This window comes from Dokdonia sp. 4H-3-7-5 (assembly GCF_000212355.1).
Taxonomy (GTDB): Bacteria; Bacteroidota; Bacteroidia; order Flavobacteriales; family Flavobacteriaceae; genus Dokdonia.
The window spans coordinates 1,163,298-1,187,450 of the sequence record NC_015496.1 but is presented as its reverse complement, the minus strand read 5'-3'; the positions used below and the strand labels follow the sequence as shown (position 1 = coordinate 1,187,450).

Annotated in this window: 19 protein-coding genes; 13 read left to right on the top strand and 6 right to left on the bottom strand. The window is 37.8% G+C overall.

What is annotated here, in order from left to right; translation table 11 throughout:
• Nucleotides 1-38 precede the first annotated feature (38 nt).
• From KRODI_RS05195 to KRODI_RS05185, 3 genes are all read left to right on the top strand, one after another.
• On the top strand, nt 39-590 hold the full coding sequence (locus KRODI_RS05195; protein WP_013750531.1) for a CopD family protein: 552 nt from the start codon (nt 39-41) through the stop codon (nt 588-590).
• Complete coding sequence (locus tag KRODI_RS05190; protein ID WP_013750530.1) at nt 590-2,038, top strand: sensor histidine kinase; 1,449 nt, start codon at nt 590-592, stop codon at nt 2,036-2,038. The genes KRODI_RS05195 and KRODI_RS05190 overlap by 1 nt, the downstream gene beginning before the upstream one ends.
• A gap of 63 nt (nt 2,039-2,101) precedes the next feature.
• Complete coding sequence (locus KRODI_RS05185) at nt 2,102-2,872, top strand: enoyl-CoA hydratase/isomerase family protein (RefSeq protein ID WP_013750529.1); 771 nt, start codon at nt 2,102-2,104, stop codon at nt 2,870-2,872.
• Nucleotides 2,873-2,944: 72 nt separating this feature from the next.
• Here the strand turns inward: KRODI_RS05185 and KRODI_RS05180 are convergent, their stop codons facing one another.
• On the bottom strand, nt 2,945-4,357 hold the full coding sequence (locus KRODI_RS05180; protein ID WP_013750528.1) for a Gfo/Idh/MocA family protein: 1,413 nt from the start codon (nt 4,355-4,357) through the stop codon (nt 2,945-2,947).
• 371 nt (nt 4,358-4,728) lie between these two features.
• Between KRODI_RS05180 and KRODI_RS05175 the strand changes: the two genes are divergently transcribed.
• Together KRODI_RS05175 and KRODI_RS05170 are read left to right on the top strand one after the other, a co-directional pair.
• Nucleotides 4,729-8,430 carry a carboxypeptidase-like regulatory domain-containing protein gene (locus tag KRODI_RS05175; protein WP_013750527.1) on the top strand — a complete coding sequence of 1,234 codons (3,702 nt, stop codon included), beginning with the start codon at nt 4,729-4,731 and terminating at the stop codon, nt 8,428-8,430.
• Between the two features lie 164 nt (nt 8,431-8,594).
• Nucleotides 8,595-10,631, top strand: coding sequence for an alpha/beta hydrolase family protein (locus tag KRODI_RS05170; RefSeq protein WP_013750526.1), 2,037 nt, complete (start codon nt 8,595-8,597; stop codon nt 10,629-10,631).
• An 86-nt stretch (nt 10,632-10,717) separates the two neighbouring features.
• On the opposite strand, the gene KRODI_RS05165 is transcribed toward KRODI_RS05170, so the two are convergent.
• Together KRODI_RS05165 and KRODI_RS05160 are read right to left on the bottom strand one after the other, a co-directional pair.
• Entirely contained in the window at nt 10,718-11,377 is a 660-nt protein-coding gene (locus KRODI_RS05165) for an HD domain-containing protein (protein ID WP_013750525.1), read from the bottom strand.
• Nucleotides 11,378-11,580: 203 nt separating this feature from the next.
• Nucleotides 11,581-11,994: a BrxA/BrxB family bacilliredoxin gene (locus tag KRODI_RS05160; protein ID WP_013750524.1), complete on the bottom strand. Its 414-nt coding sequence runs from the start codon at nt 11,992-11,994 to the stop codon at nt 11,581-11,583.
• A gap of 199 nt (nt 11,995-12,193) precedes the next feature.
• Between KRODI_RS05160 and KRODI_RS05155 the strand changes: the two genes are divergently transcribed.
• Together KRODI_RS05155 and KRODI_RS05150 are read left to right on the top strand one after the other, a co-directional pair.
• Nucleotides 12,194-12,961, top strand: coding sequence for a TerB family tellurite resistance protein (locus KRODI_RS05155; protein WP_013750523.1), 768 nt, complete (start codon nt 12,194-12,196; stop codon nt 12,959-12,961).
• Nucleotides 12,962-13,041: 80 nt separating this feature from the next.
• Complete coding sequence (locus KRODI_RS05150; RefSeq protein WP_013750522.1) at nt 13,042-13,719, top strand: haloacid dehalogenase type II; 678 nt, start codon at nt 13,042-13,044, stop codon at nt 13,717-13,719.
• 4 nt (nt 13,720-13,723) lie between these two features.
• On the opposite strand, the gene KRODI_RS05145 is transcribed toward KRODI_RS05150, so the two are convergent.
• On the bottom strand, nt 13,724-14,872 hold the full coding sequence (locus KRODI_RS05145) for a lycopene cyclase family protein (protein WP_013750521.1): 1,149 nt from the start codon (nt 14,870-14,872) through the stop codon (nt 13,724-13,726).
• Nucleotides 14,873-14,928: 56 nt separating this feature from the next.
• Here KRODI_RS05145 and pdeM point away from each other — a divergent pair, with 56 nt between their 5' ends.
• The 3 genes from pdeM to KRODI_RS05130 all read left to right on the top strand — a co-directional run bounded on the left by pdeM (nt 14,929) and on the right by KRODI_RS05130 (nt 17,996).
• Nucleotides 14,929-15,561: a ligase-associated DNA damage response endonuclease PdeM gene (pdeM, locus tag KRODI_RS05140; protein WP_013750520.1), complete on the top strand. Its 633-nt coding sequence runs from the start codon at nt 14,929-14,931 to the stop codon at nt 15,559-15,561.
• Between the two features lie 118 nt (nt 15,562-15,679).
• Complete coding sequence (locus KRODI_RS05135; protein WP_013750519.1) at nt 15,680-17,107, top strand: pyridoxal phosphate-dependent decarboxylase family protein; 1,428 nt, start codon at nt 15,680-15,682, stop codon at nt 17,105-17,107.
• Between the two features lie 88 nt (nt 17,108-17,195).
• On the top strand, nt 17,196-17,996 hold the full coding sequence (locus KRODI_RS05130) for a hypothetical protein (RefSeq protein WP_013750518.1): 801 nt from the start codon (nt 17,196-17,198) through the stop codon (nt 17,994-17,996).
• Here the strand turns inward: KRODI_RS05130 and KRODI_RS05125 are convergent.
• Nucleotides 17,993-19,342 carry a dihydrolipoyl dehydrogenase family protein gene (locus KRODI_RS05125; protein ID WP_013750517.1) on the bottom strand — a complete coding sequence of 450 codons (1,350 nt, stop codon included), beginning with the start codon at nt 19,340-19,342 and terminating at the stop codon, nt 17,993-17,995. The genes KRODI_RS05130 and KRODI_RS05125 overlap by 4 nt on opposite strands.
• 122 nt (nt 19,343-19,464) lie before the next feature.
• Nucleotides 19,465-19,899 (bottom strand): DoxX family protein, encoded by a 435-nt coding sequence (locus KRODI_RS05120; RefSeq protein WP_013750516.1) that lies wholly within the window; start codon nt 19,897-19,899, stop codon nt 19,465-19,467.
• A 112-nt stretch (nt 19,900-20,011) separates the two neighbouring features.
• Here KRODI_RS05120 and mfd point away from each other — a divergent pair, with 112 nt between their 5' ends.
• Genes mfd through KRODI_RS05110 form a run of 3 tightly spaced genes read left to right on the top strand, consistent with a single transcriptional unit; the run spans nt 20,012 to nt 24,153 of the window.
• Nucleotides 20,012-23,425, top strand: a complete 3,414-nt coding sequence (mfd, locus tag KRODI_RS05115) for a transcription-repair coupling factor (protein WP_013750515.1) — start codon at nt 20,012-20,014, stop codon at nt 23,423-23,425.
• Nucleotides 23,412-23,564 carry a hypothetical protein gene (locus KRODI_RS15580; protein WP_158306999.1) on the top strand — a complete coding sequence of 51 codons (153 nt, stop codon included), beginning with the start codon at nt 23,412-23,414 and terminating at the stop codon, nt 23,562-23,564. Before mfd ends, KRODI_RS15580 begins: the two co-directional genes overlap by 14 nt.
• Complete coding sequence (locus tag KRODI_RS05110) at nt 23,554-24,153, top strand: leucyl/phenylalanyl-tRNA--protein transferase (RefSeq protein ID WP_013750514.1); 600 nt, start codon at nt 23,554-23,556, stop codon at nt 24,151-24,153. The genes KRODI_RS15580 and KRODI_RS05110 overlap by 11 nt, the downstream gene beginning before the upstream one ends.

Here is a 24,153-nt window from a genome sequence, read left to right as displayed (position 1 = left end):
GCCTTTATTGTTTTATTTTGCTTCGTATCTTTACCATTATGGCAGAATACTACCCTTATTTCAAATCCCTACACATCATCTTTGTAGTCACCTGGTTTGCGGGACTTTTTTACATGCCGCGTCTTTTTGTATATCAGATAGAAGCTAGTGAAAAACCGTCACCAGATAAAGAAATACTAGGCAAGCAACTTGGCTTAATGGCGCACCGCCTTTGGAAGATAATTACGGGCCCTTCTATGGTGCTCACTGTGATTTTTGGGAGCTTGATGTTTTATATAAACCCCGGTCTTTTTAGCGCTCCGTGGATGCATATTAAACTCGCATTCATAGTACTCCTATTTTTATATCATTGGAAAAGTTGGCGTATCCATAGAAGTTTACAAGAGGGAGTTTTTAAATACTCATCCGGCCAGATGAGACTGTGGAATGAAGGCGCAACGCTTATCTTATTTGCAGTGGTTTTCCTTGCAGTTACAAAAAGCACAACCAATTGGATTTTTGGAATGCTAGGCCTAGTAGGTTTGGCAGTATTGTTGATGTTAGGCATTAAATTGTATAAGAAAATACAAGACAAAAACCCAAATGCTTAATGCTCACTTTTAATCGTACCTCACTAGGAACAAAAATCTTTACCTCGATGCTCACGCTGGTATTGATTGCCTTTTTAATGATAGCAGGAGTTACTTATTTTCAATATAAAGAGCAAATAAGAGATTATAATGAGGAGCGATTAGAGCGTAAAGAGTCTTCCATAAGAAAGACGATAGATTTCGTCTTAGATAATACCAGCTACGAACTCAAAACCGAAAAAATCCCATATATTTTTAAAGAAAAAATATATGAAATTGCGAGTATTCAAGGAGAGAATATCACCATGTACGATCTAGAAGGAGAACCTTTAATATCATCTACAGATCAATTATTTGATAGTCCGCAGCAAAAGAAATTGTGTCTTGAGACACTTCAAAACTTAGAAGAATCTGAAGAAAAGAGATATGTAAATCAGCTAGATGGAGAAGTATCACAGCAGCTTTCTTACTCATATATAAACGACCCAAAATATAAGCCACTTGCCATACTTGAGATACAGTATGAAGATAGTGAAGCCTTTATTAATAAAGAGCTTCGAGAGATTTTATGGCGTCTTGTTATTGTTAACATATTGATGGTGTTTACGGCTATTTTGCTAGCTTATTTCTTAGCTAAGTATATTACTAAAACTTTAAAAACGGTAGAAGATAATATTAAAGCTACTCAACTAGACAAACGCAACGAGAAGATAGACACTATTGCGCTACCATCTGAGCTCACTACATTGGTGAATGCTTATAATCGTATGATTGACGAGCTAGAAGGAAGTGCCGTGCAGCTTGCCCAGAATGAGCGTGAGGCGGCCTGGAGAGAGATGGCAAAGCAGGTAGCACATGAGATTAAAAATCCACTTACGCCTATGCGACTCTCTGTACAGAGTTTTGAACGCCGTTTTGACCCAGAAGATCCAGAAGTACACGATAAAATAAAGGAATATAGTAAGACTCTTATTCAGCAAATTGATACCATGAGTAGTATCGCGAGTGCATTTTCAAACTTTGCAGATATGCCTGCACAGCAAAGTGAGATTCTCAATGTACCTAACATAGTAAAGCTTTCTGTAGATATATTTAATGAACGTTACATCTATTTTTCTAGTGAAAAGGAAGAGTTATATGCAAATTTTGACAGGACGCAACTGATTCGCGTGGTTACAAACCTGGTTAAAAATGCAGTACAAGCAACTAAGACTACAGAGCATCCTAATATTATTGTAGCTGTACAAGAACTAGAAAAAGAGGTTGAGATTACTGTAACAGATAACGGAATAGGAATTTCGGCAGAGAATGAAGTAAAAATCTTTGAGCCTAAATTCACAACCAAATCTAGCGGAATGGGGCTAGGGCTCGCAATGGTAAAAAATATTATGGAGACCTATAATGGAAGTATTACCTTTACTTCTCAAGAAGGAAAAGGAACTGTGTTTAAGGTTGTTTTCCCAAAATAAGAAGTTTTAAATCGTGGCTATTACGGCTATATAAGAACCAATATTAAAAACCAACATAGTACTATGTACAATAATATTCTTTCAACTACAGAAAACGGTATTACTACAATTACAATCAATCGTCCTTCTAAGCTCAATGCTTTAAACAAAGAGACTATTGAAGAACTTCATAACGCTTTCGCGAAAGCGGAAGAAGATGCAACCGTACGCGTTACAATCATAACTGGTTCTGGCGAAAAAGCTTTTGTAGCAGGTGCAGATATCTCCGAGTTTGCAAATTTCTCAGAATCTGAAGGAGCAGAACTTGCTCGTAAAGGCCAAGAAATTCTATTTGATTATGTAGCAGATATGGGAACTCCAGTTATCGCTGCAATTAATGGTTTTGCTCTAGGTGGCGGACTAGAACTTGCGATGGCGGCACATTTTAGAATTGCAAGTGATAATGCACGCATGGGGCTTCCAGAAGTAAGTTTAGGAGTAATCCCAGGATATGGTGGTACACAACGTTTACCACAACTAGTAGGTAAAGGACGTGCCATGGAGATGATTATGACTGCAGGAATGATAGATGCAAACACAGCATTAGAGTACGGTCTTATCAACCATATCGTAGCACAAGAAGAATTGTTGCCACTCGCAGAAAAACTAGGAGGTAAAATCATGCGTAACTCACCTATGGCAATCGCAGCGGCAATTAATGCAGTAAATGCAGGATTTGAAGACGGTGTAGATGGATATGATACAGAAATTGAAGAATTTGGCGGTTGTTTTGGAACTGACCAGTTTATAGAAGGAACAACGGCATTTCTCGAGAAGAGAAAGGCTGAATTTTAATAACGGAATGGACTTATAAAAAAATCCGCAATCGTATGATTGCGGATTTTTTTGTGCTTTTAAATAAAATAATTACAACTCCCATCCCTTACGGTAGTCACGCTTCACCCATGCATTTGCTTCCTCATAATTAGTTACACGCATATTATCTCCGTCCCACTTAATCGTACGACGACCAGGGTAGTTATATGGATCCCAGTCTCCTGATTTTTTACCTTCTTTCAATTCTTTGTATTGGAAAGCTTTAATAGCGAGATTGCCCATAAGTACAGCCTCTGTAAGAGGTCCTCCATAAGAAAATGGTGATGATGTAGCGCCACCATTAATACACGCCTCAATCCACTCTCCAGCATGACCAGTGGTCACTCTTTTGATTGTTTGCGACACTGCGGTCATATCTTTCATACGCTCGCTAGGAAGCAAACGCGGGTTTGCACTATAGGTGTCTGTAACCATAATCCCATCGCTACCGTAAAAAATGCTACCACCACCGCCATCACCTGGCTTCTCTCCTTCTCCTAATTCGCTAGGTAAATCTGGCATAATTCCACCATCATACCAGTTTAACCCCACGTCACCCTGAGTAGGTGAGTCAAACTTTAATCTTACAATAGAACTTGGTGGGCAAGCCTCTCTGTAATCTGCCTCCACAAAATCTCCAGACCAGATGCTCGTACAACTAGCTTCGGCTTCATAAGGGAAGCCTAGATTTAAGGCTTTGAATGGCGTTTCCATAATGTGACAACCCATATCTCCCATGGCTCCTGTACCAAAATCCCAAAAACCTCTCCACTTAAATGGCAGGTAATTCTCATTATAAGCACGGTATGAAGCAGGCCCTAACCACAAATCCCAATCTAGATTTTTTGGTACTGGATGCCCTTCTGTTATGTGTTTAAATCCTTGTGGCCACACCGGTCGATTAGTCCAGCAATCTACACGAGAAACTGTACCTATAACTCCGGAGTTAATCCACTCCTGGGCTACTCTAATCCCATCACCAGAAGCTCCTTGGTTTCCCATCTGGGTTACAATTCCTTGCTGTCGTGCCACGGTTGCCATTAAACGAGCTTCGTAAATATTATGTGTAAGAGGCTTCTCTACATATGCATGTTTATTCTCACGCATAAAAGGTAATGCGATGGTAGCATGCGTATGATCTGGTGTTCCTACCATTATCGCATCTATTTCCTTTATATGATTATCGTATAACTTTCTAAAGTCTCTATACGTTTTGGCTTTTGGGTGCATGGCATAGCTCGCGGCACCCATCTTATCATCTACGTCGCACATTGCCACAAACTTCACTTTACCATAGTTTGTAAGATCATTCACCACGCCGCCGCCACGACCACCTACACCTATTGCTCCTATATATAAAGTATCTGAGGGAGGCACATGATTTCCGCCTAGCACAAAGCTAGGAACGATAGTAAAAGCTGCACTAGCTGCAGCACTTTTTTGAAGAAAGGAACGACGTTTCATAAGGATTGATTGTTTTTGATTCTTAAAGATATTAAAATCAACTCAATCTAAAGTTTAAGTAAGTGGATTACGCTTTCGCGAAAGCGTACAAAATATACATAATTTAAAAAGTATAAATATTCTTTGTGAGTGGTATACCGCTGGCAGTGTTGGTTAAATTGTATTTTGAATAATTATGTGAATAGGAAAGTTCACTTGGTGTAAACTAATTATTTTTTGAGATTATATGTTTGATATGTGGGTGTCTGCTAAGATCAATTATATCATGCCAATTATATGTAAAGCAAAGATAATGAGCAATTAAATGTAAATTTATTGCGGTTTTGGCATCCTTTTTGTTAAAATATCTCAATCAATCAAAAATCACTTTTATGAAACAATTTACTTTTCTAATCATCCTTTTTTTTAGTTCTCTATGTAGTGCTCAGTATGTAATAACTATAGAGGCTAATATTATTGACAGCGATACTCGTTTAGGTATTCCATATGTAAATGCGGGTTTTGTGGATAAAGCAATAGGAACCGTAACTAATAAAGATGGTTTCATGTCCTTGCAATTTGATGAAAGTAAAATTATAGATAGCGATGTCATCCAATTTTCAGTTGTAGGTTATAAAACACAGAGCTATTCTTTTGAAGAATTGGTCAGTAAATTTCAAAAAGATAACACTATTGAACTCGTTAAAGATGTCTATGGTTTAGATGAAGTGATGCTGACTTCAAAATGGGGAAAAGCAGAGCGCTTTGGATCTAAACAACGGACTAATGAATTATTGGCCTACTGGAAAGATAAAGAGGGATTAGGAGGTGAAATAGCTAGTTTCATTAAGATTCCAAAAGGAAGGCATAAATTATCAAAGGTTAGCTTCAATGTTGTTGAAAATATTTCCGACAGTATAAAAATACGTGTGAATATTTATAATTACGATAAAGGATTCCCAAGAGAGCAATTTCTGTCTAAGCCTATCTACCATACTATTTCTTCCAGGAGTGGTATTGAAACTATAGATTTGATACCAGCTAATATTGTTGTAAGTCAGGACATTGTGCTAAGCATAGAGCTCTTAGAAGTTTATGGTGAAGAGTTAGGTCTTGCAATCTCCCAAAGTCTTAATTCAAAACGATCTTTTTTAAGGTCGGTCAGTCAAGATGGTTGGGTCAAACAAGTTTCAAATGGTGTAGATTTATCTATACTAGCAAAGCCATCACTTCAAAATAATTCTGAGATTACTAACACCAAGGTGAATCGTGTATCTATTCTTTGGGATGTATCTAGGTCAATGATGGATCGATCCTTAGATAAGGAAATAAAACTCTTAAAAGCGTACTTAGGTGATGTCAACCCTGCAGAGGTTGATGTAATTATTTTTAGTAATACAATAAATGATAAAAAATCTTTTAATTACGGGTCATCACAGGAAGACGTATATCGGTTTTTAGCGAATCAATCATATTTTGGTAATACAGATGTTAGTGAATTGGCAGAAACACCTCAAAATTCTGATGTGACCTTTTTATTTTCTGATGGGCTGGTTAATTTGGGTAGTTTTGATCCTATATATACATCCGGAGATTTTATAGTTGTAAGCAGTACTCAGAGTGCTAATCACATAGTTCTCAATGAATGGGCTCAATATAATGAGGGCAAGTATATACCATTGTACAATAGAAAAATAAAAGAAGCCAAAAGTTTACTGAATACATCTGACGGTGTATTTATTGAGACTATTGAGATTTCGGAAAATGATAATAATACGATATCAGGAACCGTGTACTTTGATGAACAACCACTTTCGGGAGTTTTAGTAAGTATTAATAATACTTTTAAGGAGGTTAGAACAGATCGTAGTGGGCGTTTTAAAATCTCTGCTAAACAAGGGGATGTATTAAATTTTGAATTCCTAGGTATGGACTCAAAACAAGTAGTTGTTGAGGACAATATAAGAGATCTCTCGATAAGGTTAACTAAATCATTTGATGTTCTCAATGAGGTGGTATTAACGGGTAGTGGTGCTGTAAATAAGAATAAGCAATCTTCTGTTGAAGAAGCTTATGGTATATTGTCAAAAGAGGATTTTCCTTCAGGAGCAAAGTATGTAGCAGATGTTTTAAAAATTGTTCCGGGATTAACGGTAAAAGGAACTGGTCGATTTGCTCAATTTATAACTAATGTTAATCCAATAGGATATTTTATTGTAGATGATATTCCTTTTACATCATTGCCACTATATCTCGACGCTAGCTCTATTTCTAGCATATATGTAATGCCAGGTGATATGGCATACTTTAAATATGGATCTGCAGCCAGCAATGGAGCAATCATAATCAATACAATAGTAAATAAAGAAGCAAATAGCGCCTTAGTAAAAGGGAATGATTATGAAGGAAACCTTTCTCAATTAGACTATTCTAACTCAATAAATAGTTTTGAGAAAAAACTTTCTGACAAGGTGATAGGTGTTGATAAAAAAATTGAAGTTAGAGGAAAAGTTTTATTAAATAACAAACCTGTTTATGGATGCTATGTTATTCAAAAGGGATCTCTTAATGAGGTGATAACAGATAGTAATGGTGAGTTTGTAATCACTACTCAAGAGGGTGCTATTTTAAGTTTTGAGTATAAAGACACTAAGGCAAAGGAAACCATTATTTTAGATAACTCGTTCTTAAAAGTGGAACTAGAATCTCAGTATGAGATATTAAATGAAGTAGCTCTTACTGGTGAGGCAAAACAAAAGAAAGATAAAAACCTAACTGATAAGGAAAAGAGACTTGCCCAAAAAGATAGATCCGGGATAGGATATCAATCGATAGATAAGGAAGACTTTAATCCAGGTGGTTTTTCATTTCTAGCAGACCTAATAAGAGGACGTTTTCTTACTATTCTCGTTAAAGGAGAAGGTGATCAAGCAACCTATCATACTAGAAAGCGATCATCAATTCTACAAGGTGATGAGATTCTATTTGCTGTAGATGGAGTGTTGACTCAAACACCTCCAACATTTCTTGATTTAAATAGAATTGAAAATATAACATTTAAGTCTACACTAGCGGGAACCAATAAGTATGGTGCGCTAGGACGAAACGGAGTTATAGAAATTACAACTATGGGTGGAGAGTTTATAGATACTAAAGAATCACAAAGTGCACTCGCAAAAAATAATGATTATCAAGAAGGTGCAAAAATATTTTCGTCGTCTAGAAAGACTGGAATATACAATGCAGCAACTACGGAAAATCTAAAAACATTGCAGCAGCAGTTTTTGAATAAAATTGACGAAGATCCTTTAGATGTAAACAACTATATAGCTTATTATAGGGTTTTAGAACCACTAGATAAAAATCAAGCAGTTAGAGGATTAACAACAATTTTAGACATAGCAGACAGTAATACAAGGGTGTTAAGGTCGCTTGCTTTTTTTTTAGAAGAACAGAATTTATATAAACAAGCTTTAAAAATACATGAGCGTGTTTTAGAATTAGCTCCAGAAGAGTCGCAGTCACACCTCGATATTACACAGTCGTATAAAAGAGAAGGTAAATTTGTTAAGAGTTTTGAAACTCTCAAAAGGATACTCTCTGCAGATTCTACCACTTATAATATTTCTCCAGAACTCATTAAGATAGCTGACACAGAATTAAGACATCTTCTTACTAAAAATAAAGATCGTATAAATTATGATGAAGTGCCTTCGGCATTTTATGAGACGGTACAATTAATTGATAAAAGGATTTTAATTGAATGGAATGACCCTCAAATGGAGTTTGATTTACAGTTTGTAAACCCTGCAAAAAAATTCTACAATTGGTCACAAAATTTAAGTACACCAGATAAATCTGATGTTATCACTAATGGTTTGTTATCAAAGGAATTTATAATTGATGATGACTCTAATAAAGGTGAGTGGATTATAAATATCACAAATAACACTTTTAAGAAGTCAAGAGTACCTCTCTTCGTAAAGATGACGATACAATCGAACTATGGCGGTATTGATGAGCAAGAACAAATCTTGATTATACCTATCTCTCAGTTAGATCAAAAATACACAGTTCAAAAAATCACAATGTAGATTGCTATTATAAATGCTTATTTTCTTTAAGTAATTTATACGTTATTATGGTATACGCTTTCGCGAAAGCGCAATAGAGGAACTATAAAAAAGCTTATAAGAAAGGAGCAGTCAGCGCCACTTTTGAAGAAAATAAGATTTCTATAACAAGTGTAAATTTAAAAATGAGGTATCTTGGGATTATTACAAATGATAACATCTCAGGAACCTACACACAGCTAGGTACTGACTATCCATTACAATTAATGAAAACAGAAAAAATACTCCCAGGAAATACAACATTACCATCATCAAATGAGTCGCTTGCAAAGCTCATTGCTCAAGAAGATGGGGATTTTAAATATAAAGTAGAAGATTACTTCCAGACCCCAGAAGCATATGCGTTTAAACTTTCACCAGATGGAAAGTACTTGTCGTACATGAAGCGTAGAGCAGATGGAAAAAGAGATTTATTTCTTAAAAACACAAGTACACAAACTGAAGTTAAGCTTGTAGAACAGCAGGAAGATTTAATACGTAGCTACTTCTGGGCAAGTGAAGATCGCATTGTGTACTCACAAGATAAAGGAGGTAATGAAAACTACCATCTCTTTGGTGTAAATCTAGACGGTAGTGGTAATGAAGAGTTAACACCTTTTGATGAGGTGCGCGTAGCTGTACTAGCCGTTCTTAAAGAAGACAAGGATCACGTTATCGTGCAGATGAACAAGGACAATCCTGCACAGGAGGAGCCTTACAAACTAAACATTAACACGGGTGCTATCGAGAAGTTGTATACCGTACATGAGGGAGATGCACCGGTAGCAGGATATGATTTTGACAAGTACGGAAACCTACGTGCAATCTCAAGAATTATCAATGGGGTAGACATGGAGTTGCTTTACAATATTGATGATGAGTTTGTAAAAATAATGGAAGTCCCTTTTGGTGAAACTTTCGGTATCAGTCGTTTTGATTATTCTTCAGATAATCCGGATGCGGCTTATGTGGTTTCTAATCTTGAGACAGATAAAATAGAGATCCAGCGTTATGACTTGCGAGCAAATAAGGTGCTGGCAACCATGTACAAGGATGAGACGTATGATGTGAGCGGAATCACGCTTTCACGAAAGCGTAACTACGAGATTGATTATTTTTCGCATAATGGTGAGAAGGCGGTAATCGTACCTGTAAGTGATACTTATAAAAAGGTGCAAAAGCGTTTGCAGAAAGATTTTGGAGACAAAGATTTTTACGTAGTAGGACGCACAGATGATGAGAGTAAAATGATGGTGGTGGTAACGAGCGATCGCATTATAGGCGAGTATCACCTCTATGATGTGGAGGAGGATACGGTAACGTTACTGTATAAAATTCTTCCTCAGCTTGAGGAGCAAGATATGGCTGCAATGACTCCTATCACTTTTAAGAGTCGTGATGGGATTATATTACACGGGTATCTTACCATGCCTAATGGTGTAAAAGAAGGTCAAAAAGTGCCTATGATTGTAAATCCGCATGGAGGACCGCAAGGAATACGTGATAGCTGGGGTTTCAACCCAGAAGCACAATTATTTGCTAGCCGTGGCTATGCTACACTAGCCGTAAACTTTAGAATTTCTGGCGGATATGGTAAGGAGTTTTATACCTCTGGTTTTGGACAAATAGGTCGTAAAGCGATGGATGATGTAGAAGATGGTGTAGATTATGCAGTTTCTCTTGGACAGATTGACAAAGATAAAGTTGCTATTTACGGTGCAAGTCACGGTGGATATGCCGTACTACGCGGAATGACCAAAACACCAGAAAAATATGCTTGTGGTGTAGATTATGTAGGGGTGAGTAACTTGCATACTTTTATGGAAACCATCCCAGCGTACTGGGAGAAGTATCGTGATATGTTACATACCATCTGGTACAATCCAAACAAGCCAGAAGAGAAGAAAATCATGGATGAGATTTCTCCAGCCTTGCATGTAGATAAGATTATAAAGCCATTATTTGTGGTGCAAGGAGCAAATGATCCTCGAGTAAATATAGACGAGGCAGACCAAATTGTGGAGCAGTTAAGAGCTCGCGGAGTTGAAGTGCCATACATGGTGAAGTATGATGAGGGTCACGGTTTTGGTAAAGAAGAAAACACGCTAGAATTGTATAAAGCAATGATGGGCTTTTTCGCAGAGCACTTAAAACAAGAAGAAGTTGTTGCTCTTGAAAAGTAGATTATATTTTACGCTTTCGCGAAAATTTGAATAAAAAAACCCTGAATGTCATTTGACATTCAGGGTTTTTAATGAGGTGTAATCTGCTATTTTAATCCTTCCCACTCGGTATAAAATTGGGCTAGAAAGCCTTCCATATATTGGTGACGTTTCTCTGCCATTTTCTTACCGGTTTTGGTGTTCATTCGGTCTTTTAATAGTAATAGCTTTTCATAAAAGTGATTGATGGTAGGAGCGGTACTTTTTTTATACTCCTCTACTGTCATATCTAGCTGAGGTTCTATTGCTGGATCGTAGAGTTTTCTGTTTTTAAACCCACCGTAGTTAAAGGTGCGTGCAATCCCTATGGCTCCTAGTGCGTCTAGTCTATCTGCATCTTGTACAACATCAAGCTCTGGAGATGTAAACGCTTGCGCTTTATTTCCTCCTTTAAAGGAGATGTTTTTTATAATCTGAACGACGTGCTCAATTACCGTACTATCACAGTTTTGACTTAACAGAAACTCTGTTGCCATTTGTGGAGCAATGGTTTCATCACCGTTAAAAAATTTGGAATCTGCAATGTCATGTAATAATGCCCCAAGAGCGACGACAAGAGGATCTACCTTTTCTCCTTGAGCTATCTTGACGGCGCTTTTGTACACCCGTTCTATATGAAACCAGTCGTGACCACCCTCGGCGTTTGCAAGGGTAGTTTTTACAAAGGTGATAGTGTTGTCTATGAGTTCTTGGTGTTCGTGTGTCATCTTTAGAAGGAATGGGATAGATTATAATCTCAAATGTCGTCAGTTTGATGCAGACCTACAAGGTTACCTATAGCAAAACCTTATTGTTTGAATTGTTACTTTTTCGCGAAAGCGCACTGAAAACAAAATTCATACGCATAAAAAAACCACCCTAAAAAGAGTGGCTTATTTTTTATTGCCGTCTAGCGACTAAAGTCTACAGACTACTTAACATGCTCGTTAAAAGCATCCATAAGGTTTTCTGCAATCATTTCTGCAGGTCTTCCCTCAATGTGGTGACGCTCTAGCATATGTACTAACTCGCCATCTTTAAAAAGAGCCATAGAAGGGCTTGATGGAGGAAATGGTACCATAAAAGAACGTGCAAGATCTGTTGCCTCGCCGTCTACTCCCGCAAACACAGTAAATAAGTTATCTGGCTTCTTTCCATTTGCTGTAGCATGTACAGCAGCAGGACGTGCATTACGAGCAGCACAACCACAAACAGAATTTACAACCATAAGGGTTGTTCCTTCTTTTTTCATTGCAGCGTGTACGTCGTCTGTTGTATGTAATTCTGTGAAGCCATTTCTGGTAAGGTCTTCACGCATAGGTTTTACTAAATCTGGTGGATACATAATCAATATATTTTGATAACAAAGGTACAAAAAGTGTTCCTCCTTTGTATGACGGAAAATATGTCAGATTCTTACAATTATTTCCTACCGCTTTTATAACAAGCTGTAACTATGGCACAAAAGCGTAACAAACAGAATTTGCTCTCGTCTAATCTTAAGAACTCGTAGATTTGCAGTTCTAAAAGATTGAAAAGTACATATGATTAAATATATAGGAGCCGTAGTAGGTTGGTTTTTGGCACGTGGGTTTTTTGGCGCTGTCATAGGCTACTTTATCGGTAGTGCGATAGACATGATGATGAGTACAAATAAGGGAGCATCTGAAGGTGGATCTCGCGGGCAACGCTTTAAAGACGTTTTTGAGCAAGCCACACAGCAGAATGTCTCGCCTGGTGATTTTGAACTTAACTTGCTTTCACTCGCATCTATCGTGATTAAGGCAGATGGAAAAATAAGCCAGACAGAGCTAGACTATGCTAGAGCCTACTTTGTGAGAGCATATGGAAAGGAGCGAGCAAATGCAACCTTTAGAACTTTTAATGATGTGATTAAAAATCGTGAGATTTCGGCATCAAACATATGCACATACCTTAATGCGAGAACGCGTTATGAGGTGCGATTACAGATTTTGCACTTCTTATTTGGCATCGCAGGAGCAGATGGTCAAATAAGTCAGCCAGAGGTAAATGTGCTGGGTACTATTGCAGGATATTTTAGAATCAACCATCAGGATTTTGAGAGTATCAAAAACATGTTTGTTAAGAAAGCAGATAGTGCTTATAAAATACTTGAAATAGATAAATCTGCTAGTAATGATGAGGTGAAGAAAGCCTTTAGAACCATGGCCAAAAAATATCACCCAGATAAACTTATGGACATGGATGAAGCCTACCGTAAAGGAGCAGAAGAGAAGTTTAGAAACGTGCAAGAAGCTTACGAGCAGATTCAAAAAGAACGCGGTATTTAACGTCTTTCTTAGTATAACCTTACTATTTCTTTAAGATACATTGTGTAAAGCACTGACTAACTTTGCAGCAAAACAATGTTATGAAGACGCCTTCCGTATTATTTTTTGATGTCAACGAGACACTTTTAGAGCTTACAGCTTTAAAAAAAAGTATCACTTCTGTTTTAGATGGGAGAGAGGAGCTTGTGCCATTATGGTTCAGCACGTTATTACATTACTCACTAGTTGAAAACGTAACAGGAGATTATAAAGATTTTAGCGAGATAGGTGTCGCAGCATTGCAAATGGTAGCCGCAGGCAATGATATTACCATTACAAAGGAGCAAGCTGAAGATGCGGTAATTAAGCCTTTTAAAAGTTTGATGCCTTATAAAGAGGTAAAACAAGCATTAGAGGCACTCAGGGATCAAGGCTTCAAGCTCGTTGCGCTCACAAATTCATCAACTTCTGGACTAGCAGAGAAGTTAGCATATGCTGGAATAAAAGATAATTTTGACACCTTGCTAAGTTGCGAGACTGTAGGAGCTTTTAAACCTAGCTTAGAAGTTTATAGTTGGGCACTTTCAAAAATGAATGCACAAGCAGAAGATGCTATGATGATTGCTGCTCACGGTTGGGATATTACTGGTGCAAAAAAAGCAGGAATGCAAACTACGTTTATAAGAAGGCCAGGTAAGCAAATGTATCCACTAGCTCAAAAGCCAGATTATACTGTCGATACACTTGATGGCCTGGTAGACATCTTCTCAAATAAGTAAGCTATTACTTTTTAAATAATACCTTAAATGCCGCTTTTATAAAAGGAATTTTAGGCGCACTTAAAATAACTTCAAGCTCATCTTTATAGGATGATTCTTCATCTAGAAATCTAAAGATATGTGCGGCTTTTCCTTTTTTAAACATGCGTGTAAAAATCTCTGCACCACGTTCATTGTGCGCAGCAAGAACTTCAAGCAATACGCCATCATAAAAAGTCCAGCGATTTTTAAGGCTATAATTTTTTAGAGGTTTACCACTTTTTAAAAAATCAATAAGCGCCGCAGATTTTTTCAAGGTATGTTTAAATGTATATCCTGTACTCGCTTTAGTCCACCCGCCTGCAGTACCTATATGTAGCACATGCTTGCTATTGTGTTGAGCAAAGTTATAAGTGGTCATAGGGATACTCCCGTATTCTCGATTTGTGATTTCATAATCTGTTACTCCAAGATTATTTAAATAATCCTTTATAGCTTCTTCGTACTCTTTTTTAGGAAGTAAATCTTTAGAGAAAAGCGTGTATTCTATAAGTGCTTCTTGAGGAGAAGTAGGAAGTATATACATAAATCTGCAATTACCTTTTTGAGGTATGCTAAAATCCATGTACGTTGCTACTTTAGTATTAAAAACAGCCTTATCAGTCTTTACAAACCAGCCTACAAAGTGCTGTTGTAATACCACAACTTTTTGCTGATTTTCTAATTGCTTTGGTTTGTAAATGCTATTTAAAATTGTGGTAGCATGATATTCATTATCAACAGTTTTTGCTATTGCTCCGTTTTCTTTTTCAGAGACATGTGTTATTTCACCTTGTATAAACGTGATATTGCTATGTTGCGATAATTCTGCTTTCGCGAAAGCGTACAATTGCTCACTCTCCACCTTTTTGTAGGTATATGGAGATATGTCTATGGTCGTACTTTGTTTATTTCCTTTAATTAATACCGAAGGCCAAGAGTAAGAAACGACGCTTTCAAACAGATCTGGAGTAGTCTCCCAAAAACACCAAGTGCGATCATTTTTTTTATGGAGATCTTGATCGATGATAGCAATAGACGCATTTTTAAAAAAGGTATCTCTTGCCATACGAAGCGCTGTTGTTAGTCCAGAAAGACCAGCACCTAGAATAATATAATCGTATTGATTTTGCACATGATAAAGATACGGGGAAGTTGTAAAAGAAGTAGTGTCATTTGTAACTTTACCATGTGACTCAAACTACAATTTTTAATAATGCATTTTTACTACATCCTACTGGCGCAATGTACTGGAAGGAGCAAGATATATTACTCATTGCAGATGTGCATTTTGGGAAAGTAGCTCATTTTAGAAAACATGGTAGTGCCGTTCCTCAAAAGGCGATACAAACTAATTTTGAGCAGTTAGATAAAGCAATTGCTTATTACAACCCTAAGGAGGTTTGCTTTCTAGGAGACTTATTTCATTCTGATCTTAATATAGAATGGGCTTATTTTGAAAAATGGATAAGTGATCAGACTGTCAAATTCACATTGGTGATTGGAAATCATGACATCATCTCTCCGTTGCGATTTGAAAAACTCGGGATTACTATTTATGATGAAAGAATCATAGATAATTTTTTACTCACTCACCATCCTGAAGAACGAGATGGGCTATATAATTTTTGTGGTCACATACATCCAGGAGTTCGATTGCAGGGTATGGGAAGACAAGCGCTAAAAATGCCTTGTTTTTTCAAGAAGAAAAGCCAACTCATATTACCTGCCTTTGGAACTTTTACAGGTAATTATTTACTAGAACCAGAAAAAGGTGATGAGGTATTTGTGCTAACTCCAGATGAAGTGATTTTAATAGCATAATTGATGTGTAGCATCATGAGGAAATACTAGTTCCTGCAATCTTCTTTTTAATTACCACGGCACACATTTTTAATGGTCTGAGCAATAGTCTAACTTTGCAGCATTAATACAACAGGTGATGGATAAAGACAAATTAGAACTGTCAAAAGAAGAAATGACAGCTTACGGATACCGTATTGTAGATGCTGTAGTAGAACATTTTGACACACAAAACAGTAAGTTTCCTTTGGCTTCGGGAACTCGAGAAGAAATGGACTCTTTGTTTCTAGAAGAAGCACCAGAAAAAGCCTCAGATCCGCAAGAAGTACTTGAATTTGTGATAGAAAAAGTGATGAAACAAAGTGCGATTTCTACGCATCCTAAGTCGTTTTCATTTGTTCCTGGACCTAGTAACTATGTAAGTGCTATGTCTGACACGCTAGCTACAGGATTTAATATATTTTCTGGCGGCTGGTCACAATCACCACCTGCAGCAGAGCTAGAGATTGTAACCATAAGTTGGTTACTTAAGATTTTTGGCTTTCCAGTAAAAAAAGGTGGAGGGATTTTTACAAGTGGAGGATCTATGGCAAACCTTACTGCTATTGTTACCGCTCGTCGTGTAATGTGTGGGGAAGATTTTGCAAATGCAGTTATCTACCTTTCAGATCAAGCACACTCGTCAAACATAAAGGCGTTGCGCATTGTAGGTTTTACAAAAGATCAAATACGATTAATACCAACAGACTCTGAGTTTAAATTTTCTACTATAAAACTTCGTAGTGTTATCGCTCGTGATAGACTGGAAGGTTATAATCCGTTTTGTGTAATTGCTACCGCAGGAACTACAAATACGGGAACAGTAGATCCTCTTACAGAAATTTCAAAAATTTGTAAAGAAGAGAAACTGTGGTTCCATATAGATGGAGCATATGGAGGAGCGGCGATTCTTGCAAAAAACGGAAAGGAACTTTTAAAAGGAATTTCTAAAGCAGATTCTCTTACTGTAGATCCGCACAAGTGGTTTTTCCAACCTTATGAGATGGGTTGCTTGTTAATACGCAACCACAAATACCTGAAAAGTACTTTTGTTGAGAAGCCAGAGTACTTAAGAGATATAGAAGGTAATGAATCTGAGATTAATTTTTATGATCACGGTGTCCAACTAACAAGACGTTTTAGAGCACTTAAATTCTATATGTCTTTAAAAACATTTGGACTAGAAGGATTTAGAAACGCCATCACCTATAACATCAAAATAGCCGAAAAGACCGAGAAGCTACTACGTAAAAGCAAAAAGTGGGAGATTGTATCGCCAGCTACGCTCGCGATCATTAACTTTAGGTATAACCCTATTGGAAATAAATTTACAGAGAAGCAACTAGATGAACTCAATCAGAAAATTTCTGGTATGGTGACAGCATCCCGTGAGGCTCAACTAGTAACTACGATACTCAATAAGCAAGTGGTGCTGCGAATGTGTTTAATAAACCCACGTACTACTTTTGATGATGTACAAGATACGCTTAGACTTTGTGAAAAATTTGCAGACGAAATCTTAGGATAAGAAAAGCTTCGGTTTTATGAATATTTTATCACTTTTCAAGAGAGGTATAGTCTAGTAGCGTGTGTAACTTTACTAAAAATCAGTGATTATGAAAAAGACCTATGCGATTGTAAATTTTCTTTCTGTGTTATTGGTTCTTGCTGTAAACGGACTTTCACAAGCCCAGCGCTGGAACGATACTACCATAGGCGAGGCATCTGATAAGTATGAGAATTTATTTACGCCAGCAGGATATGCATTTTCTATCTGGGGTGTCATTTTCTTAATGCTATTAGGATATTCGCTTTTTCAAATACGTCGCGCTTTCTTTAGTAAAAAAGAATCTCCTTTCATTGTACAGACTGGCTGGTGGTTTGCTATTGCAAATTTTCTTAATGCTGCATGGGTGGTTGCCTTTACGTATGAATACGTAGGATTATCTGTACTTATCATGCTAGGGATTTTATCGAGTTTATTACTTGTAATCTGGCGTACTAATATGGAGCGTTGGGATGCTCCTATTGAGGTAATTGGTCTAGTGTGGTGGCCTATTTGTATCTATTCTGGGTGGATTGCAGTAGCCACCATTGCAAACTTTTCTGCTTTCTTTGCAAGTATAGGTTGGACTGGAGGACCGCTTAACGAAGTAGTGTGGACTATGGTAATGATTACTATTGCAGTACTTATAAATGTGCTTATGGTGTGGATGCGTAATATGCGAGAGTTTGCATTAGTAGCTGTATGGGCACTCGTGGCGATATTTATAAGACATAAAGACCAGCATGAAAGCATTGCTTATTATGCATTATTAGGCGCAATAGTATTAGTAGTAATTACAATGTTACACGCCTTTAAGAATAAGGAAACCGCTCCTCACTTAAAATTTAAGGAACGGTTTCTTGATAATTAAACCATACTCTGCATATCACTAGCAAACGTAGGATATGCAAAAATGGTTTCTCTAAACTGTGTACACGTCATCTTCTGCTGTATTGCCATTGCAAATAAATTGATCATCTCACTAGCTTCTGGTGCGAGTATCTCGGCACCTAGTATTTCATCATTAGGGCCCTTCAATGTCTTATAGCAATAATATGGCGAGTTAAGTCTCTTAATACTAAACCAATCTGGCACATGTTCTGACAGCACTTTATACTCGATCCCCTCGGCTTTAGCTTGTTGTTCGGTGATACCTACAGTAGCGAGTTGTGGCGTGGTATAAACCGCGGTAGGAATCGCAGGAAAGGTATATGCTTTGCGCTCGCCGGTTGCAAGCTGCATACCTACATGTTTTCCTTCTAAACTTGAAAGCGGAGTTAACGGTAAAGAACCACTATCTGCCACATCACCACATGCATATACATTAGGGTTAGAGACACTCTGTAAGTATTTATTCACTTTGATTCCTCGCGGAGTGGCTTCTACATTCCCTTTGTCAAGAGCAAGCATGTCAATTGATGGAACACGTCCAGAGGTATTAAAAACCATTTCGGCTTTTAGTTTATGCTCTTTTCCGTCCTGCTTATAATGTACACGTGTGTTTTTTTGAAGCATTTCTGCTCCTATCACATCTGCTTCAAAAATGAACTTGATTCCTATATCTGTTGAAGCTTCTTGTAGCAAACTCGTAATACTTTCGTCAAACATTTTTAGCACACGTTCACCACGCTCTATAATAGTCACATCTACACCGCACCGAGCAGCAATATGTGCAAATTCCATGGCGATATAACCTCCACCTACAAAGATGATACTTTTTGGAAGCTCTGGAAGCTCAAGAAAATCGTCTGAGGTTTTAAAAAGCTCAGCTCCTTTAAAGTGAAGTGGTCTTGGGATAAGTCCAGTAGCAATTACCACTTTATCTACAGTAACCTTTTTGCCTTCTACAATGAGTAGTCCTTCTTCTATAAATTCTGGAGACTGGTGATACATGGTAATCCCAGCTTGTTCGAGAGAATCTTCTGTTTTTACAGGCATTGCAGAAACAAATTTTTCTTTGAATTGTTGCAGCGCTTGCCAGTTTATAGTAGCGACTTCAGTTACACCTACTTCTGCCATGTGTGAGGTGCGAGCTATGATTTCGCTAGCGTTGAGTAATACTTTTTTGGGATCGCAGCCTCTGTTTGCACACGTACCGCCATACTCACGATTATCTGCAATGGCTACTTTCATTCCTGCCTTTGCGCAGCGTGTTGCCACCTGTCTTCCCGCACTTCCTGTGCCTATAACAAATATGTCGTAATGTTCAAATCCCATCCTTTTCTTTTTTTATAAAGGTAGGGAGCATGCACTTTTGTTGCTGTTATGAAAATGGTAAAATGTTAGTTACGCTTTGGCGAAAGCGTATTGTTCACCATTAAAAACCAGTAAAGTTGTAGTTACTCTTGGCCTGTAAATCCGTCTACTACCGTCTTTGATGTACCGTCTATTGTAAAGGTATTATGGCGTAAATTTTTAATAAAGATGAAGAAGAAAATCACATAAATCATTTGTGAGCCTACAAGATCCCAGTCTTCTTTAAAAGAAGTACCCGCCATTAATAATGTGATTAATATGAAACTCAATGCCGCAGCAAGTCGTGTCTTAAAACCTATGATGAGTAGCACACCTAGAACAAGCTCTACAATAGGAAGTCCAAAAGCGATAGGCTCCACAAGTGCAGGTGGTAACATAGTTCCTTCAAAACCTTTTGATAGTCCGCTAGCAAAACCTTCCATTTTAGGAAGTCGCACTACACCATGCAATAAGAAATTAATACCTATAGTAATACGCGCGATTACAAATGCTAGCTGATTATCGGTCCAGTTTTTCATGATTTAAAATTATAGAACCTTGAGGTAGCTTAGTGTTATGAAAATGGTAAAAAGTAAATAACGCTTTCGCGAAAGCTGCCACACTCCGTATCTTTGTAAAAAATCTAATTACTTGAGTAAAAACGAACTCTCGCAACACTTTGCACAGTCTCTGCAACTGCAGAAACTAAGGGAAGCTATTTCCCATTCCCAAGAAAACAATAAAAATATTCAAGCAAAAGGTCTCGTAGGATCTGCACTATCTTTTACCATAAGCAGTGCTTTTGAATCCGCCGAAAGTCCTTTTCTCATTATCTTAAACGATAAGGAAGAAGCTGCTTATTTTCTTAATGATCTAGAGCAGCTACGTAAAGAGGCAAATGTGCTTTTTTACCCTGGCAGCTATAGAAGACCTTACCAGATAGAAGAAATAGACAACGCAAATATCCTGCTGAGGGCAGAGGTTTTAAACAGAATAAACTCTCGTCGCAAGCCAGCATTGCTAGTTACCTATCCAGATGCGCTTTTTGAAAAAGTAGTTACTCGTAAAGAACTAGATAGACAGACGCTTAAAATAGCAGTGAGTGATCAACTGTCGCTGGATTTTGTAAATGAGATGCTGTTTGAATATAAATTTAAACGTGTTGATTTTGTTACAGAGCCGGGAGAATTTTCGGTACGTGGAGGGATTGTAGATGTATTTTCGTTTTCTCATGATGAGCCGTATCGTATTGAGTTTTTTGGTGATGAGGTAGATAGTATAAGGACGTTTGATGTGGAGAGCCAACTCTCAACTGGGCAGGTGAAAAAGATTTCGGTGATGCCTAATGTTGAGAACAAGGCATTAACAGAAGTACGCCAGAGTTTTCTAGAGTATATCTCGCCTAAAACGGTAGTTTTTATAAAAAACAGATCACTTCTTGTAGATCGTACTGATAAAAATTTCGCGAAAGCGGAAGAAGCATTTTCTAACCTTGACTCAGAGATAAAGCGCAACTCACCAGAGGAGCTTTTTATGCATGGAGCTGCATTACAGCAGCAGCTAGATACGTTTGCCACAGTAGATCTCACCTCAAAAATAGATGGTGCGATAGCTGATACTACAATCAATTTTGAGCAACAACCACAACCTTCTTTTAATAAGCAGTTTGACTTATTGATTGCAAACTTGAATGAAAACTCCGCAAAGGGTTATAAGAACTATATTGCCTGTGTGACGGAGCAAGCGGCAAAGCGTTTTCATGACATTTTTGACGATGCAGATGCGATTGTAAAGCAATATGAAACAGTGGTACTGTCATTATATCAGGGATTTATAGATGATGAGCAGAAGATAGCGATCTATACAGATCACCAGATTTTTGAGCGTTATCACAAGTTTAATCTTAAGAATGGGTATGCAAAAAAGCAATCCATTACGCTTAAGGAATTGAGCCATCTCTCCGTAGGTGATTATGTGACGCATATTGATCACGGGATTGGAAAATTTGGTGGATTACAGAAGATTGATGTAGAAGGGAAGCCGCAAGAAGCAATCAAATTGATCTACGGAGAGCGAGATATTTTATACCTCAGTATTCACTCGCTACATAAAATTACAAAGTATAACGGTAAAGATGGCAAGCCGCCACAAATTTATAAACTAGGTAGCCAGGCATGGAAAAAGCTTAAGGCAAAGACCAAGTCTAGAGTGAAGCACGTTGCGTTTAACCTCATTAAATTATATGCAAAACGTAGACTTCAAAAAGGCTATGCCTTTGGGCCAGATACGCACATGCAGCATGAATTAGAAGCTAGTTTTATTTATGAGGACACACCAGATCAAAGTAGCGCTACCGAAGATGTAAAGCGTGATATGGAAAGTGAGCGTCCTATGGATCGCTTAGTGTGTGGGGATGTAGGTTTTGGTAAAACAGAGGTTGCCATTCGCGCCGCGTTTAAAGCGGTTGATGGTGGTAAGCAAGTTGCTGTACTTGTACCTACAACGATTCTAGCCTATCAACATGCACGAACATTTAAGGAGCGTCTCAAAGATTTTCCTGTAAAAATTGACTATCTCAACCGTTTTAGAACAGCAAAAGAAAAGCGCGAAGTGCTAGCAGGATTAGAAAGTGGGGCAATCGATATTGTGATAGGTACGCACCAGCTTACGAGTAAAAATGTAAACTTTAAAGACCTAGGACTTCTCGTTATTGATGAGGAACAAAAATTTGGCGTTGCGGTAAAAGATAAGCTCAAAACCATCTCTGAAACCGTAGATACACTCACGCTTACAGCAACTCCTATCCCAAGAACACTGCAGTTCTCACTCATGGCAGCAAGGGATTTAAGTACCATAAATACGGCGCCACCTAATAGATATCCTATAGAAAGTAATGTAGTGCGCTTCTCTGAGGAGGTGATACGAGATGCGGTGCAGTATGAAATACAGCGTGGCGGCCAAGTATTCTTTATCCATAACCGTATCGAGAATATTAAGGAAGTTGCGGGTCTTATTCAGCGTCTTGTACCCGATGCAAAAGTGGGTATAGGTCACGGGCAAATGGAAGGGAAAACACTTGAAGCAAAGATGTTATCGTTCATGAACGGTGAGTTTGATGTACTGGTGTCTACCACTATTATTGAGAGCGGACTTGATGTGCCTAATGCAAATACGATTTTTATAAATAACGCAAATAATTTTGGACTGTCAGACCTCCACCAGATGCGAGGTCGTGTGGGACGTAGCAACAAGAAAGCGTTTTGTTACTTTATTACTCCTCCATACAGTGCTATGACAGATGATGCTCGTAAGCGCATCCAGGCGCTGGAGCAATTTTCTGTTTTAGGTAGTGGTTTCAACATCGCCATGAAGGATCTTGAGATACGTGGTGCTGGAGATTTATTAGGAGGAGAACAGAGCGGATTCATCAATGAGATAGGGTTTGATACATATCAAAAAATCCTAAATGAAGCCATTGATGAGCTTAAGGAAGATGAATTTTCAGAGTTGTATAATGATGATCCCGCTTTCGCGAAAGCAGAAAAAGATTATGTAAAAGACACAGTGATTGATACTGACTTTAGTCTTCTATTTCCAGATGACTACGTCAACAATATCACTGAACGCTTAAACTTATACACACAGCTCAATAATGTAAAAACAGAGGAGCAACTAGACGATTTTGAACGCCAACTCGTAGACCGTTTTGGACCATTACCAGAAGAAGCTGAAGATTTATTGGATTCTGTGCGTATCAAGTGGGTAGCGACTAAAATAGGCCTTGAGAAAGTGGTTCTCAAAAATGGAAAACTCACCGGCTTTTTCATTGCAGACCAGCAGAGTGCTTTCTATCAAAGTCCAGCATTTGGTCGTGTTCTTAAGTTTGTACAAGAAAACGCATATCGCATAGGGATAAAAGAGAAAAAGCTATCTAAAGGATTGCGATTACTCCTAAAATCTGACGATGCTAAGACAGTGAATGATGTGGTAGCATTACTACGACCATTAATGCCAGAAAGCACCAAGAAAAAAGCAGCAGAGCTGCCTATGGATGATGGCGAGTAAATCTTGGAAATCAACACTAGCGGTAATCGCTGCAATTATTACCATTGTAGGCTTGGTAACTGGGAAGTTTCTATTCTTTGTAGTCTGGTTGCCATTAGGGTGGCTATTTAATTCAAAAAAGGGAGATCGTGCAGACTAAATATTTCTTTTCCTTATTGTGTATTTGTGTCTTGCTACAGACATCACTGAGTCGTGCGCAAGCGCAAGAATCTGTAAAAACGGAAAGAGAATATCGAATTAAACCTGAGATTGTACCACAAAAGGCAAAAGACTTTATTGCCACCTTCCATATAAATCGTTCTGTAAAATGGCTACAAGAAGTAGGTGATGATGGCGCTAGTCTTGAAGCAAAATTTAGATACAAAGGACAGCGTCATAGTGTAGAATTTACTACAGATGGAGTTTTAGAAGATATAGAAATCGTTATTGGGTTAGGAGAATTACCTGAAGAGACAAAACAAGAGATAACCAGCTATTTCACGCAAGAGTTTGATTATTTTAAAGTAGAGAAAATACAAGCGCAGTATAATAATACGGTAAAAGAAATAATAAATAGGACTGCAAAAAATCTCGTATCCTCATCACTTATTCCGCATTACGAGGTCGTTGTAAAAACACGTAATTCTGGTAAAAAATCAAAGCGTTATGAAGTTCTTTTTAACGAGAAAGGAGCCTTCATAAGTAGGTCTCAAGTAAGCATACGACGTGATAATATTCTTCGCTTTTGA